Below are 17763 nucleotides of genomic sequence, written 5' to 3' on the forward strand. Positions count from 1 at the left end.
CCCATGGGTGGGCGATTCCCACCCATGGGTTGCTTGTTTTGTCCCGGGCTCGCCGCGCTGTTCACGGTGTTGCTCGCCACCCGTCTCGCAGACGCTCCGCTCGAGGCCACTTCGGTAAAATCGCACGAAGTCGATCGTGTTCACGGCTGGTGGCGCACCCTCCGAGAAGGTGAGGTGAGCGAGGTGGCGGACGCTTCGTCGCAGGCGCAGACCAACGAGAATTCCGTCGAGCTCGGCGGCTATCGGCAGGAGCTGAAGCGCACGCTCGGCCCCTTCCAGGTGTTCGCGATCTCGTTCGCGTTCATCTCGGTGGCGGTCGGCATCTTCGCGACCTACGACGACGTGCTGCGGAACGCGGGCCCGGTCGGGATCTGGCTGTGGATCATCGCCGCGGTGGGTCAGGTCCTGGTGGCCTTGGTGGTCGCGCAGTTCGCGGCCCGCATCCCGCTCAGCGGCTCGTCCTACCAGTGGGCCTCACGGCTGGCCAACCCCAAGATCGGCTGGGGGTTCGGTTGGCTGACGTTCTGCTACCTGGCGGTCGCGGTGATGGCTGTCGACAATGCGCTGGCGAGCCAGGCGTTCATGCCGCTGGCCGGCCTCGCACCCGACGAGGGCACCGCTCGCCTGATCACCCTCGCGGTGCTGCTCATCCAGGCCGTACTCGCCGTCGCCTCGACGCGCCTGGTCAGCATGATCAACACCAGCGCGGTGGGGCTCGAACTGGCGCTCGTCGTGGTGGTGGCGATCGCGCTCGTCGTCGCGGTGGTGATCACCGGCAACGGCACGGCCCACAACCTCACGTCGCGCGGTGTCACCGAGAACGCCCCCGGCTATTTCGCCGTCGGCGGCGGTTTGATGCTCGCGATGATCATGGGACTCGGCACGCTCGTCGGCTTCGACGCCGCGGCCAATCTGGCCGAGGAGGCCAAGGATCCCTATCGCAGCGTCCCGCGCGCGATCGTGGGGTCGGTCGTGGCGGCCGGGGTGCTGGGTCTGCTGTTCGTGATCGCACTCACCGTGGCGATCGACGACATCCCCCGGATCAGCGCCAGCGAGTCGCCGGTCGCGGCGATCATGCGCGACCAGCTCGGTCCGGTGATGGAGAGGATCCTGCTGGTCGCCATCACGTTCGCGTTCTTCGGTGCCGGGATGGTGGTGATGGCCGCGTGCTCGCGGCTCGTTTTCGCGATGTCGCGCGACGCGCGCTTCCCCGCCCACCGGCTGATGCGACGGGTCGACCCGCGCACGCATACACCGGTCCCGGCAACGATCCTCATCTTCTTCCTCGGCGTCGTCCTGATGGTCGCACTGCCTGGTGACGCGCTGCTGGAGCTGATCACAGCCTCGACGATCCTCCCGGCGCTCATCTACGGCTCGACGATCGCGCTCTACCTGACGGTGCGCAGACGATTGGACCGCAGGAAAGGCGCGTTCGACCTCGGGCGCTTCGAGTTGCCAGTCGCGATCGCGGCGCTGGTCTGGTCGGCCGTCGCGTTGTTCGTGCTGGTGACGCCCGAGCATGCGGTGGTCCCGGTGCTGATCGTGGTCGGCTTGCTCGTCGCCGGCGGGCTGTTCTTCCTCACCCTGCTGATCTTCGACCGCGAGGCGCTCGAGACCGAGCCGGGAGACACGAGCATCTTCGAGCACTGACCGAGCGCGTCGAACGCACTTGTCGCCGAAGCGATCACGCGACGAACGCGCTCAGGCGGCGGCCTGGTCGTAGGAGGCTTGCAGCACGGTGGTCGCGACGGTCAGTTCGTCGGTGTCGCGCGGTGCGTAGAACATGACGATGCCGCTGGGGAACTCGGGTCGCTTGCTGATCGGATGCGGTTCCACCCAGCCCAGGTCCGTCAGCACCGCAACGGAACTCACCGGGATGGTCAGGTGCATGAATCCGGTGCGGTGCACGTGGCCGAATTCGTCGACGGAGGGATGCAGGAACGCGTCGAAGTCGCGATCGGCTCGGGGCAGCCGGAAGGCCAGCGATCCGGGTTCGGACACCGCACTCGGCCCGGTCCGCACCCCGGGTAGCGAGCGCGCGAATTCGATGAGCACGGAACGGATCTGCGGCGGCGAGAACGCCTCCAGTTGATCGTGCGGGATTTCCAGCCCGGTCGTCGCGGGCCTGTCCCCGGTTCGGGCGGGCAAGGCGGTGAGATCGGCGGTCACGGTGTCCTCCTGCGCGGTAACGCACTTTTTGTGCGTTGGTCACTACTTGTGTTCGACAGGATTCTGGGCGATCCTCCCGGGGTGACAGAAGTAGGCACTTCGGAATTCGCTACGCACACCGATGTTTCCATGCAGGTCAGCGCGGATTCGGCCACCTGTGAGCTGCGCGATGTGCTGGACCGGGTGGGCGACAAGTGGAGTGTGCTGATCATGGCGGTGCTCGGCACGGGACCGCGCCGCTACGCCGAGCTGCGTCGCGCGATCGACGGCATCTCCCAGCGGATGTTGACTCTCACCCTGCGCAGCCTCGAACGCGACGGGCTGGTCACCAGAACCGTCACCCCGACCACGCCGCCGCGCGTGGACTACGACCTGACGGCGGCGGGGCGGACACTGTCGCGCGAGGTCGGCGCCCTCATCGACTGGGCCGAACGGCACCGCGAATACATCGCCACCGCTCGCCGCACCTACGACGAACGCTGACCGGGCAGACGCCACAACGGTGTTCGCGGGACGTCGCACCGCCGGCCTCGCACGCTCGGGCGCCTATCGCATCGATCATGGCTGCGCCGGACGCGTGCTCGTCATGCACGGCGCGCCGGGAGTCGGAAAGTCCGCGCTGCTCGAGTACCTGAAGCGTTCGGCGACGGGCATGCGGATGCTGCGTGCGGTCGGTGTCGAGTCCGAGATGGAGCTCGCGTTCGCCACCTTGCACCAGTTGTGTGTTCCGCTGCTGGATCGGCTGAAAGAACTTCCCGCGCCGCAGCGCGACGCGCTCGAGACAGTGTTCGGGATGCGGGCGGGCACCCCGCCGGAACGCTTCCCGGTCGGACTGGCGGTGCTGAGTCTGCTCTCGGATGCTTCGGAGAGCCCGGATCGAACAGAGCTTCCTGACGCGGATCGAAGGGTTACCCGAGCAGAGCAGGCTGCTCCTGCTGATCGCCGCCGCTGAGCCGGTCGGTGATCCCGCTCTCGTGTGGCGGGCCGCCGAACGGCTCGGCCGGAAAACCTTTGGTCAGGGCGGTGATCGCTCAGGCACACTGCCAGGCGTGGTCGTATCGGAGAAGGCCGTGCGGGCGCCGAGCCAGGCACGGGCGACCGGGCTGAGTCTGATCTCGTGGGTGCTGTTCGCAAGTTCGGGCTCGCTGGCCGCGGCGGTGATGGCGGCGGGCTGGTCTCCGGCTGCGGTGACTTCGGCGCGGATCGTGTTGGCCGCGATACTGCTGGTGCCGATGGTTGCGGTGCTGCGGCCGCGGGCACTGCGATTCGGCCGCGCCGACCTCTGGTTGCTGCTCGGCTACGGTCTGCTCGGCGTCGCCGGGGTGCAACTGCTGTTCTTCGTTGCCGTGGCCAGGGTTCCGGTCGGGGTGGCGATGGTGCTGGTCAACGTGGCGCCCGCGCTGGTCGCGCTCTGGGTTCGGGTGGTGCGGGGCACCCGGCTGCCCGGACTGGTGTGGCTGGGTATCGGGTTGGCTTCGACCGGATTGGCTTTGGTCGCGCAGATCTGGCAGGGCACCCGGCTGGACCTGCTCGGCGTCGCCGCCGGGCTCGGCGCGGCGATCTGCTCAGCGGGGTACTTCCTGCTCGGCGAGCACGGCGCGAGCAGGCACGACTCGCTCGGGCTGACCGCGGCTGGGCTGGCGATCGGCGCGGTGATGGTGGCGGCGGTCGCTCCGCCGTGGACGCTGCCTTCGGGCCTGCTCACTACCGCTGCGGTACTGGGCGGTCTGCGGGCCCCGGTGTGGCTGGTGCTGCTGGCGCTGGCCGTGGCCGGCACCGTGCTGCCCTACCTGGCCGGGTTGCGGGCGCTGCGCGATCTGCCCGCGGCCCTGGCCGGCGTGCTGTCCCTGGTGGAACCGCTGGTCGCCGCGGTGCTGGCGTGGCTGCTGCTCGGCCAGTCACTCGGGCCGACGCAACTGGCCGGGGCGGCGATACTGCTCACCGGCGCGGTGCTGGTGCAACTGCCCGGCCCGAGACCGCGTCCCGACATCCGATCCGGATGCAAGGGCCGCCGATCTGATCAAGAGTCGAGCGGCGCCAGGTTCGGGTGGCGCTGAGCTGGGTGGCCCGAAGCACGGCACCAGGTCGACATCGCCGCCGGACTCGACCAGCCCGGGCCGACCGGTACCGGCCGCTGCGCGTCCGCGACACCCTCTTCCGACCTCAGTGGCGACAGGCATGGCCGCGCCTGTCATCTACCTCCGGTGATGCCGCTGATCGCGGTGTCCGGTTCGGCCACAACCGGATTAGAGTTTTCCGGGTGCCCAACCCGCTGCATTTCGATACCCATGCCGATGTCTACGACCGGGCCAGGCCGCCGTATCCGGCTGTTCTGTGGGCCGAGCTGCAAGATCTCGGATTGCTGCAGCCAGGGATCCGGGCGATCGATCTCGGGGCCGGTAGTGGACTGGCCACCGGACCGCTCCTCGAAGCGGGCGCGTCGGTCGACGCGGTCGAACCGGGCCCGGCCCTGGCCGATGGCTGCGCCGTCGCTGGCCGGCCGCAGTTGTGCACGTCGACACGGCCGAGCAGGTTGAGCTGCCCGCGGCAGTCTTTGATCTCGCTGTCGCGGCCACCGCTGTGCATTGGTTCGATCTCGAGGTGGTCTTGCCGAAGTTGCATCGCGTGCTGCGTCCCGGCGGCCATTTCGCTGTGTGGCGCAATGCCTTCGGTGACCCAACTGTCTCGATCACGCCGTTTCGCGAGCGAGTCGCCCATATCGTGGCCCGTCGCGAAGCCGTAAAACCACAGCGTGTGCATGGTGAACTCGACAGTCGTCGAATTTCCCGGCGCGCACAACGGGATACGCACCGACCCCAGGGAATTCGCTCGCCAGCTGATCCAGATCCTGTCGCCGGAATCCCGCTGAACCCGGTTCAGCGGAAGATCGCCGCGAAGTGCTTGGTCAGATCTTCGGGCGTCGGCGCGTGTTCGGTGAATCCGAGATAGCCGTCGGGCCGGATGACATAGGCGCACAACCCTTTCGCGCCGTAGGCGCGGGCGAAGTCACCGTCGCGGTCGCGAATCACCGGCAGCGGTGAGGATTCGGGTTCGGCGTCGGCGGCGGCGATGAGGTAGACGTCGACCCGGCCGTGTGCGGCGCGGCGCGCGGCATCGGTGAGCGCGGCCACCGCGGCGGGCGACTCGGGGCCCGCGGTGTCGTCGACGTAGATCAGGACGGTGTGATCGGTTCGCCCGAACAGGGAGAACAGCCGGATCGGGAAGGCGACGGCGTCGCGGGTCAGACCGGCCGCGTCGGGGGCGCGTCGTCCGGGCAGCGGACCGCCCGTGTCGGCGGGGGCGTTGCTCACCAGCGGGCTGGCGGAGTAGTCGATCAGCAGTTGCGCTTCGCGGCGGATGACGAAGTCGGGGTCGGTCTCCCCCGCGCCGATGCCTTCCCGCGCGCTGCGCATGGTCCGTCCGACCACCTCCGCGCCGACGGGCCTGCGTTCGGCGTCGTAGCTGGCGAGCAGATCTGGCGCGCCGATGCCCGCGAGGGTGAGCGCGAGTTTCCAGGCGAGGTTGTGCGCGTCCTGGATGCCGGTATTCATGCCCTGCGCGCCGGTCGGCGGATGGATGTGCGCGGCGTCTCCGGCGACGAACACCCGTGCGCGCGAATAGGAGTCGACGATGCGATGGCTGATGCGGAACACCGACGACCAGCGCAGGCTCGACGCGGTGACCCGCTCGGGGGCGAGCCGGTCGAGGACCGCCTGGATGTGGTGCAGCTCGGGCGGATGACTGCCCTCGAAACCGTGCTCGACGGCGTCGCCGCACGTCGCCGGTGCTGTCGCGAGTTCCTCGGGCACCAGCATCGAGACCCGATACCGGTAATCGCCGGGCAACGGGATACACACCAGCAGATCGTCGGTGACACCGTCGGTGCGGTGCATCGCACGGATGCCATAACCGCGCGGCATCGACCAGCCCAGTTCGACATCCCCGAGCATGTACTGTTCGGCGAACGCCGCGCCTTCGAAACTGAGCCCCAACCCTTTTCGCACGATGCTGTGCGCGCCGTCGCAACCGATCAAATACTCCGCCTGCACCCGGCGCTCGCCCTTCTCGTCGGTGAGCACGGCGTGCACGCCGGAGTCGTCCTGTTCGAAATGGGTCAGCGCCGTGCCCCGTTCGACGTGCGTACCGGTGGCGTCCAGGCGTTTGCGCAGGATCCGTTCGGTCTCGTACTGCGGCAATCCGACGAATTGGTAGGGGATGTCGGCGGGCAGCGTCAGCGCGACGCGCTCGACTTCGGCTCCGTTGACGTACACGATCTGCCCGCGCAGCTGGATCGACGAGTCGAGCACCTGCCGCAACACCCCCATGCCCTCGAACACCTCGAGCGTCCGGGGTTGGATACCGACCGCCTTGGCATACCGCGGTGGTTCGGCGGCCGCGTCGATGATCCGGCAAGTCACTCCGCGTCGGGCCAACTCGATGGCCGCTGTCAGTCCGACCGGACCAGCGCCGGCAATGAGCACCTCTGTGTCGACCATGCCACATCACCTCGAAGTGGATGTTCACGCAGCGATCCCGGTGAGTCTACGCCCGGGCCTGCGCGGCTCTCATCGATTTCCGGCAAACTCCCAGCATCCGCGCATGGTCGGCGCGGTCATTCCTGGGCGGTGAGCCAGCGTGCGGCCGGCAACCGCGGCCGGCGTTCGGCGATGTCGTGCGTCTCCTCCGCCCGGCCGGCGTGCACGGCGGCGGCACCAGATCGGTGAGCATGGCGACCAGCGCCACGGGCTGGAAGTCGGTGGTGACGAGACCCTCGCGCTGCCCGTGTTCGATCTCGCTGATCTCGGTCGCGATGATGCGGCGCACCGCGTTCTCCGCCGCGGGGATGCCGGTGGCCCGGACCTCGGCCCAGGCCTGCAGCCGGGCGTTCTCGGGCAGATAGTGGTCGAACATCCCCCCGGGTGTATCCGGCAAGTCCGCGACGTCGAGTGCGGTCCCGTCGGTGATCTGGCCCGGCCACTGCTCGATGACCGCTGGATAGAGCCCGTCCTTGCTCGCGAAATCGGCGTAGAGCCGATCCTTGCCTGCGCGCACTTCTACTTCCCGCTCGAACGGGTCGCTCCGTGCTGATCATCGCGGAGGACGAGCAGAACTTCGCGTTCCTGTCGCGCTATCCGACGCTGTTCGGCTCCGTCCTCGTCGCACCGAAACTGCACCGCGAACACGTCGTGCGAGACCTCCCCGAGGACGCTTTCCTGCGGATCATGTCGCTGGTGCACCCGGTGACACGCGCCGTGGAGGCGGTGGTGCCGAGCGAGCGCACCTATGTGCTGAGTCTCGGTAGCCAGCAAGGCAATTCGCACCTGCACCGGCACGTCGCGCCGCTGCCGCCTGGCGTCCCCTACCGCGAACAGCAGTTCCACGCGCTGATGGCCGATAACGGCGTGCTGCCGTGGTCGCTGCCGCAGGCCGTAGAGCTCGCGGAGCGGCTCCGCGCCGCGTTGTCGACACTGGACTGACCCCACGGCCCCGTTGGCCGGATGCTGGACGCGACTGCTGCTCGATCTGGTGCTGTCCGATCCGCGCTTGCGGCCGGGGCCAGCCGCAAGCGCACTGGCGTTGCAGCGCACCCAGTTCGAGCGGCGCGCCGTCGCGGTGGTGGGTAACGGGGACAAGATGCCCGCGCCGGGGAATACCGAGTGCGGCACCTGCCATTCAGTGTTGCCGTTCGGTTCGGGCGATGAGCAGGACGGCCACAAGCAGTAGCGTCAGCAGGATCGCGGCCAGCAGCACTTGGGGGTGCAGGCCGACGATCGACGGGTTGTCGAATTCGGGATCCTGTACGGCGGCGCCCGGGAACAGCATCGCACTCAGCAGGCCCAGCCACGGCGCGGCCAGGATCGCGCAGGCCGTCCACACCCGGGATCGTGTACCGCCTCCACGCTGTACCAGCAGTGTCAGCGCGACCGCGCCGAGCAGGATCGACATGACGATGTACTGCGCGTCGTGGAATTTCGCGTGCGGCGGCCACGCGTCGTTGTGCAAGTGCTGGCCCGCGCTCTCCGGGACGACGAAATCGGCAAGCAACGCACCGAACACAGTGACGAGTGCGACGAGCACGGCGAGAATCCGTGGAGCGGAAAGACTTCTGGTTACCGGAGACGTCATGTCACAAAGGTCCTTGCCGGTGTGGGGGTTTCGTGGAGTGGCAGCGCAAGAAGTCGTCGACGACATCGTGCACGTAGTCGAGGTCGAAGGTTCGGTTGGCGACCAGGCGGCGGAAGAACAGCGGACCGAGCAGTCGATCGACGGCGATGTCGATATCGAGTTCGGCGGGCAGTTCGGCGCGTGCGACGGCATCGGCCAGGATCGCGCGCACCACCCGGGTGCCCGACCGGTACAGCGCCTCCTTGACCTCCGCGAATTTCGGTTCGACAGCAGCCCTTTCGATCATCACGCGCATGCCCTGTTCGCTGGCCGGTTCGTGCAGCATCGCGCGGGTTCCCGCCAGTTCGGTCAGCAGGTCGGCGCGCAGATCACCGGTCGGCTGTGACTGCGCCAGGGTGATGTGCCAGGCGATCGTGGCGCGAACCAGATCGGGCGGCTCGGGCCAGAGCCGGTACAGCGTGGCCCGGCTGATCCCGCTGCGCGCCGCGACAGCACCGTGGGTCAGACCGGCCAATCCCTGCTCGATCAACAGCTCTCGGGCCGATGCGAGCGCGGCATCGCGGCTGCGCACCGTCCGAGGATCCGGTGGTCGCACGGCATCCCCTTACGAAACAGTTTGTCTCATATCTTCGAGACAAACTGTATCGAAGTTCAGCCGATACGAAAAGAGGGAGCGTGGAGCGGATCGGTCTGGATGGCCGAACCGATCCCTTTCGTACGCAACGCATTCGCCCGAACACGGGATCTACGGAGATCCCGTGCGGCCCCTCAGCGCGCCGCCTCCGGCCGCGCGGACGTCGCAGCGGAGACGGTCGGCGGGACTGTGTGACGGTACACGCCCAACGCCCAGGTCGGATCCTCACAGACCGCGGTGACCGCCAGCGGGGTGCCGAAGACGTCCTCGCACGCCTTCATCACCCCCGGCGCCTTCGGTTGCGCGACCGCCCGACCGGGCAGCGACGCCGTGGGATCGGCATAGTCGTCCAACACCAGGATCGCGCCGGGCGCGAGTCGCGGCAGGGTGGCACGCAGGCACTGCACCGTCGACTCGTATCGGTCGCCGTCCATGTAGGCGAAAGCGATCCGGGCGGGGAGCTGCTCGGGCAGGGTGTGGGCGAACAAACCGGCGTGCACGTGCGGCCGACGCAGACCGAACTGTTCGTGCAGCCTCAGCACATCACCCACCGAGGCGGTGAACTCGCCCTCGGCCAAGTAGTCGCTGTCGTAGCTGCCGACCGCGGGCAGCCCGCGAAACGAGTCGTAGGCGTGCACCGGCGGATCCGCGCCGAGGGCGTCCAGCACGGCGCGCATCCACGCGGTCATTCCGCCTCGGTAACAACCGAATTCGACCACAGCGCCGGTCACGCCGCCGCGCACCGCCCGGGTGAGCTCCCGCTCCACGACCACCATCCGCCCCCGGTCGATGGTCCTGGGTTGAGTCCGCAACAGGTACTCCTGCAACGCGCCGCGACGATCGTTCACAACGCCCTCCGGTCTGTGCGGTTCTCGCCGCCCGGCGGCACCGGACTACGTCAGAATAGCAATCGGCTATCGGGATGGAAGGTGATCGAGAAGCGCCGTCAGAGCCCGATCCACCGATTCCGGCGCGGCGGGCAACAGCGGCAATCGCACCGCCGCGCTCGGAATGCGCCCCTGCGCGTGCAACACACCCTTGATCACCGTGGGGTTCGGCTCGGCGAACGCCGCCGCCGAGACTGCGGCCAGCTCCGCGCCGATCGCCCGCGCGGCCGTCAGGTCGCCTGTCCGCCAGGCACTTTCGAGGGCGACATAGCGCGCGGTCGCCAGCTGCGCGGTCGCCGCGATACCACCTGCCGCGCCCAGCGCGAGCAGCGGCGACACGAACGCGTCGTCACCGGCCAGCACCGCGAAATCCGCGGGCGGTTCGGCGAGCAGATCCACCGCGTCGGCATCCACACCGCCGACCGCGTATTTCACACCGACGACACCATCCAAGGCCGCCAGTTCCCGCAGCGTGTTCGCGCTCAACGCACGCCCGGTCCGGTAGGGAATGTGATACACGATCAGCGGCACGGGCGAGCTCGCCGCGAGGTGCGCGAAATGCGCCACCACCCCGGCCTCGGCGGGCCGCGTGTAGTACGGCACCGGCACCAACGCCGCCGCGACCTGCGGCCAAGCCGTCAGCTCCGTCAGCGCGCCGACACCGGCGCGAGTGTCGTTGCCGCCCGCCCCGACGATCAGCGGCGCCCCCGCCGCCGCGCACGCCCGAGCGCACACGTCGATCACCGCGCGCCGCTCTTCGGCGTCCAGTGTCGCCGCCTCGGCGGTCGTGCCGAGCGCCACCAGACCCGCCGCACCCTCGTCGAGCACGTCACGCGCCAACGTCTCCAGTGCGTGCAACGCGACGGCGCCTTCGGCTGTGAACGGCGTGATCAGCGGTACGAAAATCCCTCGAAATCGGTACATAAGGCCAGCGTGCCGCACCCCCACGTTAAGAACCAGTTCGCATATGTTCCGCTGAGCGTAAGCTCAGCTGATGCTCGACGTGCGCAGACTGCGCCTGCTCCGGGAACTCGCGCGCCGCGGCACCATCGCCGCCGTCGCCGAAGCACTCGCGTTCACCCCGTCCGCGGTCTCCCAGCAACTCACCGCGCTGGAACGAGAATCCGGCGTCGCGCTCCTGGAACGCACCGGACGCCGAGTCACGCTCACCCCCGCCGGGCACACCCTCGTCGCCCATGCCGATGCGGTACTGGCTCGGCTGGAGGAGGCAGAGGCGGATCTGGCCGACGCCAGGGCCGGAGTCACCGGCCCGTTGCGTATCGGCGCATTCCCCAGCGCCACCCAGGCCTTCATCCCCGCCACCCTCACCCGACTTGCCGCCGTCCACCCCGGGCTGGAACCCTGTGTGACAGAACTGGATCCGGCCAGGGTCGCCGACGCACTGCGCGCGGGCGAACTCGACGTCGCCCTCGTGCACGACTACGACCTGGTGCCGTTTCCACCCGAACCCGGCGTGCACACCGCACCGCTCTACCGCGAAGCCATGTTCCTCGCCGCCGATTCCGCCGTCCCCGGCGCCACACTCGACACCTGGCGAGACGCGCCCTGGATCGTGGCCACCGCGGGCACCCGCTGCCACACCATGACCCTCCGCGCCTGCGAAGCCGCCGGATTCAGCCCGCGCATCCGGCATCAAGTCGACGACTTCAGTACCGTGCTGGCCTTCGTCGCCGCAGGACACGGCGTCGCCCTGGTCCCCGAACTCAGCGCCACCGATCCCCCGCCCGGCGTGCGACTCATCCGGCTCCCGATCGCGCGCACCACAACCATCGCGTGCCGCGCCGGAGCGCACGCGCATCCCGCGATCGCCGCCTTCGCCGCGGCCGTACGGGCCGAGATCGACTGACCCCGTTCACTCCCGGCGCAGTTCGAAGATCCGGAACTCGCGGCCACCGGACAGCTCGTACTCCATCTCGTAACCGGGCCAGAACTCCACGGCCAGATCCCAGGCCCGCTTGCGCTCCACCCCGGTGATCTCGGTGACCCGCACCGCGAAACGCTCACCCCGATGCCCGACCGTCGCGGTGCTCGCCGCACGCAGATTCGCCGACCACGCGGGATGCTTCGCGCTTCCCCAGTTCGAACCGATCACCAGGAAATCCGTCCCCCGCGGCACATACAGCAGCGACGCGGTGCGCGGCATGCCGGTCTTGCGCCCGGCGACGGTCACCTCGATCGACGGCAGCCCGACCAGGTCGAGCACGCCCATCCGGCCGCGGCTCAGCCACCGCACGAACCGTTCCAGCGGCAGCACCACCGGCGCCAGGCGCATCACCCATCGCTGCTGCGCGAAGCGCCGGGCCAGGGTCGGCAACGGATTCGAGACCATAACCGCATGGTGCCACGACGCGGCGAGCCCGTCCGGTCCGCGCGCGTCCAAGCGGGGCAATTCACACGCCCGCACGCCCGCGTCCGATCACCGACGGCACACGCGTGCGAAGCGAATCGATGTCACACGACCCGGAAATGATAGTTAAACGCCTACATTTCACTCACGTCTGTACCTTAGATGGCAGACGCCCTGTCGCCCCACGGAAAGGACGCGGCCCCTTGGTCTTCCGCGCAGCAGGATCGGCTCACCGACCGAACCCGGCCCCCGACGCCCCGCCCTGCCCTCACGGAGACCGCTGATGTTCGCGCGATGGGGGGATCTGGTCCACCGATACCGATTCGGCGTCCTCGGCGTCGTCATCGCCGGACTGCTCGCACTCGCGGGCTACGGCATCGGCATCGAAAACCACCTCAGCTCCAGCGGATTGGAGGACCCCACCTCCGAATCCGCCCGCGCGAGCCGCATCGCCGACGAGGCATGGGGCCGCGACCACGAATCCGACGTCGTCCTGCTCGTCACCGCACCCGAGGGCAAGACCGTCGACGATCCCGAACTCACCCACACCGTCGTCACCCACCTCGACAGCCTCCCCCGCGACCACCCCGACGAGATCGCTGGCATCAACGGCACCTACTGGGCCACCGAGACCGGCAGGGCCAGCGGACCCCTCTTCGCCAGGGACGACCGCCGCCACGCCTTCGTCCTCATCGCCATCCACGGCGACGACGACACCGAAATGGTGCGCAACTACCGAAAAGTCAAAGACGCCTTCCACATTCCCGGCGTCGACGTCCAAGTCGCCGGCCTGCAACCCATCGCGGGCACACTCACCGACACCCTCACCGACGACGTGCACCGCATGGAGGTCGTCGCCCTCCCTGTCGTCGCGGTGCTGCTCTTCTTCGTCTTCGGCGGACTCGTCGCCGCCGCGCTACCCCTCGCCATCGGAGCGCTCACCGTCACCGGCGCCAACGGCATCATGCGGATCTTCACCAACTTCACCGAGGTCAATTCCTTTGTCACCGGCGTGGTCTCGATGATCGGCGTCGGCCTCGCCATCGACTACGGCCTGTTCATCGTCAGCCGCTTCCGCGAAGAACTCGCCGCCGGCCACGACACCCGCACCGCCGTCCGCCGCACCGTCAGCACCGCGGGCCGCACCGTCGTCTTCTCCGCCACCATGATCGTCGCCAGCCTCGGCGGCCTGCTGCTCTTTCCGCAGGGCTTCCTCAAATCCCTCGCCTACGGCGCGATCTCGACCGTTCTGCTCGCAGCCCTCGCGGCGATCACCATCCTGCCCGCCGCCCTCGGCATTCTCGGACTGCGCGTGGACAGCCTCGGCCTCAGCCGATTCCGCCGCACCAAGACCACCGCCGAGATCGAGAACGGATTCTGGGGGCGCACCACCGACTGGGTCATGCGCCGCCCCCTCCGCGTCGCCGTTCCCATCGTCCTCGGGCTCTGCCTGCTCATCATCCCCGTCAAGAACCTCGCTTTCGGCGGCATGAGCGAGACCTACCTGCCCCCGGACAACACCACCAGACTCGCTCAGCAGCACTTCGACGAGCTCTTCCCCAAACGCCAGCCCGACCCGCTGCAACTCATCGTCGTCTCCGACGACCGGGCAGCCATCGGGCAGCTCTACCGTCAGGTCAACCAAGCCCCTGGACTCGCCAGCGAATTCAGCGTGCCCGCCTCCGCGCCCGGCCGCACCGACCTCTACCGCATGCGCGCCACCCTCGCCGACTCCAACGACACGGGCCCGACCATCGACTACCTGCGCGCACTCGACGTGCCCGAGGGACTCACCCTGCTCGTCGGCGGCCAGCCCGCCATCCAGGAAGACAGCATCGACACCCTCCTCGACCGCATGCCGTATATGCTCGCGGCGGTCGTGCTCGTCACCACGCTGCTGATGTTCCTGACCTTCGGATCCCTGGTCCTGCCGATCAAAGCCGCGCTCATGAGCGCCCTCGGACTCGGCTCCACCCTCGGCATCCTCACCTGGATATTCATCGACGGACACGGCGCCGAGCTCAGCGAATTCACACCCCAGCCGATCATGTCCCCGGTACTCGTGCTCATCATCGCCATCATCTACGGGCTCTCCACCGACTACGAGGTGTTCCTGCTGTCCCGCATGGTCGAAGCCAGAGCCAGGGGCGCGAACACCACCGAGGCCATCCGCGTCGGCACCGCCCACACCGGCGGCATCATCACCGCCGCCGCGCTCATCCTCCTGGTGGTCACCGGGGCGTTCGCCTTCTCGGATCTGGTGATGATGCAGTACATCGCCTACGGCATGATCGCCGCGCTGTTCATCGACGCCACCCTCCTGCGCATGCTGCTCGTTCCCGCGGTGATGAAACTGCTCGGCGACAGGTGCTGGTGGGCCCCGGCGTGGATGCAGCGGATCCAACGGAAGATCGGCCTCGGCGACCCCGTCCTCGACGACGAGCCGCAGGCACAGGGCGCGCCCGACGCGGCTCCGGTCGCGGCATCCGTGGCCACGCGGATCTGACGGTCGGCCGAGTCGGCCGCGAAAAGCGCGGTCGCAACCCTCGCCCGGAGTACGCTCACCGCCAGAAGGGAGCGTCACCACCGCCGACCGGATCGAAGGACGTGCACCGATGAGCAGCCGTCTCGACGCCGAATACGCCGATCCCGCCCCGCTGCGGGTGCGGATCGACACCCATGAGCGCTACTCCGAGAAGCCACACGACCCGGGCGCCGACGTGCTCGCCGCGCTCGACCTCTCCGGCGCGGAATACCTCGCCGACGTCGGCTGCGGCGACGCCCGCTTCCTCGCCAGGCTCGTGGCGCTCGGGCACCGCGGCCCGCTCCTCGGCATCGACACGTCCGCGGCCATGGTCGCCGCGGCCGACGCCGTCCCGGGCGTGCGTGGCGTCCGCGCCGACGCCCGCCGGATCCCTTTCGACGACAACACCTTCGACGTGCTCACCGCCCGCCACATGCTGTACCACGTTCCGGACCCGGTGGCGGCGCTGCGCGAATTCCGGCGCACCACCAAACCCGGCGGTACCGTCGCGATCGTCGTCAACCACGCCGAAACCTGTCCGCACATCGGCGAACTCGTCGACGCGCACGCCGCGAGCTACGGCATCGACCTCGGCGAGACGCCGTCCCGCACCGTGGATTCGGAAACCTTGCCCGGGCTCATGTCCGACCTCTTCCGGGCTGTGCGAGTCCAACGCCGTGACAACGCGCTCGTCTTCGACACCCCGGCGCCGCTGATCCGCTTCGCCGAGGCCATCTTCGGCCCCCGCGGCATCCCGGCCGACCACCCCGATCGCGACGCCGTCCTCGCCGATCTCAGCGCCGACGTCGAGGACTGGTTCGCGCACCACCCCGGTCGTACCTGGCGCGATCCCAAGGGTTACGTCATCGCCACGGCGATCGTCACCGACTGAATCCGTTCAGATCCCGCCGCATCCTCTCCTCGTCCAAAGCAGTGGCGGTTGTGCCCTGTTGTTTGTAGGAGTAGGTGATTCGTGGTGGTTCTGTAAGGATAATCTTTCATAGTTAGATGCGCATATCTACGTATCATCATGTCGTTCGACAATCACACCGGCACCGAGGTGCGCAGACCGCCGACACTGCCCCTCGAGGAGCGAGCCGGGCTCGACCTGCCCACTCCCCCCGGCCAACAACCCCACCATTCCGAGGCCCCTCCCCCACCCGAGTCGACTCAGGGGGTCGAGGGGCACCCCGTGCGAGAAAGTAGCCCTGGGCAGTTCGAGTGGGGCCGAGGCGCAGGTCTAGCTCAGTGTCTTCAGCGCCGTCCCGTCGTACGGCTTCAGCTCCTCGATCCGGTCCCCCAGAACCTTTGCCGCCCACTGCGGGTCCTGGAGCAGAGCGCGGCCGACGGCGACCAGGTCGAACTCGTCGCGCTCCAGGCGGTCGAGGAGGTTGTCGAGGCCATGGACCGGGGCGCCCTCGCCCGCGAACGCGTGGAGGAAGTCGCCGTCGAGGCCGACCGAGCCGACGGTGATGGTGGGCCTGCCGGTGAGCTTCTTCGTCCAGCCCGCCAGGTTCAGGTCCGAGCCTTCGAACTCGGGCAGCCAGTAGCGGCGAGTGGAGGCGTGGAAGACATCGACGCCGGCCGCGGCGAGCGGGGTCAGGATCGCCTCCAGCTCCTCCGGCGTCTCGGCGAGCCTCGCGCCATAGGCCTCCTGCTTCCACTGCGAGTAGCGGAAGATCACCGGGAAGTCGGGCGAGACGGTCTCGCGGACCGCGGCAACGACCTCGGCCGCGAACTTCGTACGGGCTACGGGATCGCCGCCGTAGGCATCGGTACGGCGGTTCGTTCCCGCCCACAGGAACTGGTCGAGGAGGTAGCCGTGGGCTCCGTGCAGTTCCACGCCGTCGAAGCCGATGCGCTCGGCGGCCGCGGCGGCCTCGGCGAAGGCGCCGATCACATCGTCGAGGTCGCGTTGGGTCATCGCCTTGCCGGTGCCCTCGGTGCCGTCGACGCGGATGCCGGAGGGGCCGACGGCAGGGGCGTCGGCGTAGGGCGGCTCGCCTTGGTTGCGCACCATGCCGATGTGCCACAGCTGCGGCACGATCGTGCCGCCCGCCTCGTGAACCGCCTCGGCGACCTTCGCCCACCCCGCCAGCTGCTCCTCACCGTGGAACCGCGGCACGCGGTCACTCTGACCGGCCGACTCGTGGCCGACGTAGGTCCCCTCGGTGACGATCAGTCCCACACCCGCGGCGGCGCGGCGGGCGTAGTACGACCGCACGTTCTCACCGGGGACACCGCCCGGGGAGAACATGCGCGTCATCGGCGCCATCACGATGCGGTTCGGGACGGTCAGGCCGTTCAGCGCGAGAGGCCGGGACAGGATCTCGGCCGCACGGGAGGTGGGGGACGCAGTGACGGTCAACGGGGATGCTCCTCGTAGGTACTTGACAATCTTGATGCTTGAGAACTTCAAGCAATACAAGACGGTAAAGTTAGATATTTGAGATTGTCAAGTTTCCAAAGTAGAATGACTCCAATGACAGGACGTCCCCGCGTCGACACGGCCCAGCTCATGGAACTGCTCTCGGTATCGCTCGGCGTCTATTACGGCGACTTCACGGTCGCGGCGGCGAGCGAGAACCTCACAGCGAGCCAGGGCAAGGCGCTGACCGTGTTGCGCCGGGGACCCGCCGCGATGCACGCCTTGGCCGACATCATGACCTGCGACGCCTCCAACATGACCGGGATCGTCGACCGGCTGGAGAAGCGCGGACTGGTGCGCCGCGAGGCCAGCGCCTCCGACCGGCGCGTCAAGAACGTCGTCCTCACCGCCGAGGGCGAGTGCGTCACCGACGCGATTCGTGCGAAGATGCGCGCCACACAAGATGGCCTGGACAGGCTCAGCGACCAGGACCGGGACTGCCTGTACGCCCTGCTGGAACGAGTTTTCATCGCCCAGCCCGCCGCCTGACCGGGAATTACCGGAATCTCCTGGCAGGGTACGACACAGCAGCGCCGTCTTGCCCGACAACCCATCGGTGGCCCACCCGAGCAACCGGCGCGGCTGCTGGCACGTCCACCGAGCTCGGGACCACGGTGTCGAGGTCAC

18 protein-coding genes and 1 pseudogene are annotated in these 17763 nt (G+C 68.5%); 10 read left to right on the forward strand and 9 right to left on the reverse strand.

Annotated elements, in window-relative coordinates:
* Positions 1-183: 183 nt before the first annotated feature.
* Positions 184-1650: an APC family permease gene (locus AC3ERS_RS23255; RefSeq protein WP_431970229.1), complete on the forward strand. Its 1467-nt coding sequence runs from the start codon at positions 184-186 to the stop codon at positions 1648-1650.
* A 51-nt stretch (positions 1651-1701) separates the two neighbouring features.
* Here the strand turns inward: AC3ERS_RS23255 and AC3ERS_RS23260 are convergent, their stop codons facing one another.
* Positions 1702-2169, reverse strand: a complete 468-nt coding sequence (locus AC3ERS_RS23260) for a luciferase domain-containing protein (protein WP_431970167.1) — start codon at positions 2167-2169, stop codon at positions 1702-1704.
* Between the two features lie 81 nt (positions 2170-2250).
* On the opposite strand from AC3ERS_RS23260, the gene AC3ERS_RS23265 reads away from it, so the two are divergent.
* The 4 genes and pseudogenes from AC3ERS_RS23265 to AC3ERS_RS23280 all read left to right on the forward strand — a co-directional run.
* A complete protein-coding gene (locus tag AC3ERS_RS23265; RefSeq protein WP_431970168.1) occupies positions 2251-2652 on the forward strand; it encodes a winged helix-turn-helix transcriptional regulator in 402 nt (133 codons plus the stop codon).
* A gap of 19 nt (positions 2653-2671) precedes the next feature.
* Positions 2672-3121, forward strand: coding sequence for a hypothetical protein (locus AC3ERS_RS23270; RefSeq protein WP_431970169.1), 450 nt, complete (start codon positions 2672-2674; stop codon positions 3119-3121).
* A gap of 97 nt (positions 3122-3218) precedes the next feature.
* The gene (locus tag AC3ERS_RS23275; RefSeq protein WP_431970170.1) at positions 3219-4226 is read left to right on the forward strand and encodes an EamA family transporter; all 1008 of its coding nucleotides are present in this window, start codon (positions 3219-3221) and stop codon (positions 4224-4226) included.
* A 451-nt stretch (positions 4227-4677) separates the two neighbouring features.
* Positions 4678-4761: pseudogene (locus AC3ERS_RS23280) on the forward strand (hypothetical protein); the annotation flags it as partial.
* A gap of 284 nt (positions 4762-5045) precedes the next feature.
* On the opposite strand, the gene AC3ERS_RS23285 reads toward AC3ERS_RS23280, so the two are convergent.
* A complete protein-coding gene (locus AC3ERS_RS23285) occupies positions 5046-6665 on the reverse strand; it encodes an FAD-dependent monooxygenase (protein WP_431970171.1) in 1620 nt (539 codons plus the stop codon).
* A gap of 46 nt (positions 6666-6711) precedes the next feature.
* Positions 6712-7221 carry a hypothetical protein gene (locus AC3ERS_RS23290; RefSeq protein WP_431970172.1) on the reverse strand — a complete coding sequence of 170 codons (510 nt, stop codon included), beginning with the start codon at positions 7219-7221 and terminating at the stop codon, positions 6712-6714.
* A 29-nt stretch (positions 7222-7250) separates the two neighbouring features.
* Between AC3ERS_RS23290 and AC3ERS_RS23295 the strand changes: the two genes are divergently transcribed.
* Complete coding sequence (locus AC3ERS_RS23295; RefSeq protein WP_431970173.1) at positions 7251-7646, forward strand: HIT family protein; 396 nt, start codon at positions 7251-7253, stop codon at positions 7644-7646.
* A gap of 196 nt (positions 7647-7842) precedes the next feature.
* Here the strand turns inward: AC3ERS_RS23295 and AC3ERS_RS23300 are convergent, their stop codons facing one another.
* From AC3ERS_RS23300 to AC3ERS_RS23315, 4 genes are all read right to left on the reverse strand, one after another.
* Complete coding sequence (locus AC3ERS_RS23300; protein ID WP_431970174.1) at positions 7843-8295, reverse strand: DUF6640 family protein; 453 nt, start codon at positions 8293-8295, stop codon at positions 7843-7845.
* A gap of 1 nt (position 8296) precedes the next feature.
* Positions 8297-8866, reverse strand: coding sequence for a TetR/AcrR family transcriptional regulator (locus AC3ERS_RS23305; protein ID WP_431970175.1), 570 nt, complete (start codon positions 8864-8866; stop codon positions 8297-8299).
* 197 nt (positions 8867-9063) lie between these two features.
* Positions 9064-9777: a TylF/MycF/NovP-related O-methyltransferase gene (locus tag AC3ERS_RS23310; protein WP_431970176.1), complete on the reverse strand. Its 714-nt coding sequence runs from the start codon at positions 9775-9777 to the stop codon at positions 9064-9066.
* 66 nt (positions 9778-9843) lie between these two features.
* The gene (locus AC3ERS_RS23315) at positions 9844-10740 is read right to left on the reverse strand and encodes a dihydrodipicolinate synthase family protein (RefSeq protein WP_431970177.1); all 897 of its coding nucleotides are present in this window, start codon (positions 10738-10740) and stop codon (positions 9844-9846) included.
* A gap of 70 nt (positions 10741-10810) precedes the next feature.
* Here AC3ERS_RS23315 and AC3ERS_RS23320 point away from each other — a divergent pair, with 70 nt between their 5' ends.
* Positions 10811-11683, forward strand: coding sequence for a LysR family transcriptional regulator (locus tag AC3ERS_RS23320; RefSeq protein WP_431970178.1), 873 nt, complete (start codon positions 10811-10813; stop codon positions 11681-11683).
* Between the two features lie 6 nt (positions 11684-11689).
* Here AC3ERS_RS23320 and AC3ERS_RS23325 read toward each other — a convergent pair whose 3' ends face one another.
* The gene (locus AC3ERS_RS23325; RefSeq protein WP_431970179.1) at positions 11690-12166 is read right to left on the reverse strand and encodes a nitroreductase family deazaflavin-dependent oxidoreductase; all 477 of its coding nucleotides are present in this window, start codon (positions 12164-12166) and stop codon (positions 11690-11692) included.
* A gap of 301 nt (positions 12167-12467) precedes the next feature.
* On the opposite strand from AC3ERS_RS23325, the gene AC3ERS_RS23330 reads away from it, so the two are divergent.
* Positions 12468-14690 (forward strand): MMPL family transporter, encoded by a 2223-nt coding sequence (locus AC3ERS_RS23330; protein ID WP_431970180.1) that lies wholly within the window; start codon positions 12468-12470, stop codon positions 14688-14690.
* 109 nt (positions 14691-14799) lie between these two features.
* Positions 14800-15600 (forward strand): class I SAM-dependent methyltransferase, encoded by an 801-nt coding sequence (locus AC3ERS_RS23335; RefSeq protein WP_431970181.1) that lies wholly within the window; start codon positions 14800-14802, stop codon positions 15598-15600.
* Between the two features lie 348 nt (positions 15601-15948).
* Here AC3ERS_RS23335 and AC3ERS_RS23340 read toward each other — a convergent pair whose 3' ends face one another.
* Positions 15949-17076 carry an NADH:flavin oxidoreductase gene (locus AC3ERS_RS23340; protein ID WP_431970182.1) on the reverse strand — a complete coding sequence of 376 codons (1128 nt, stop codon included), beginning with the start codon at positions 17074-17076 and terminating at the stop codon, positions 15949-15951.
* Positions 17077-17190: 114 nt separating this feature from the next.
* Between AC3ERS_RS23340 and AC3ERS_RS23345 the strand changes: the two genes are divergently transcribed.
* Positions 17191-17625, forward strand: coding sequence for a MarR family winged helix-turn-helix transcriptional regulator (locus AC3ERS_RS23345; protein WP_431970183.1), 435 nt, complete (start codon positions 17191-17193; stop codon positions 17623-17625).
* The last annotated feature ends 138 nt before the right edge of the window (positions 17626-17763 follow it).

This window comes from Nocardia sp. bgisy134, assembly GCF_057708325.1.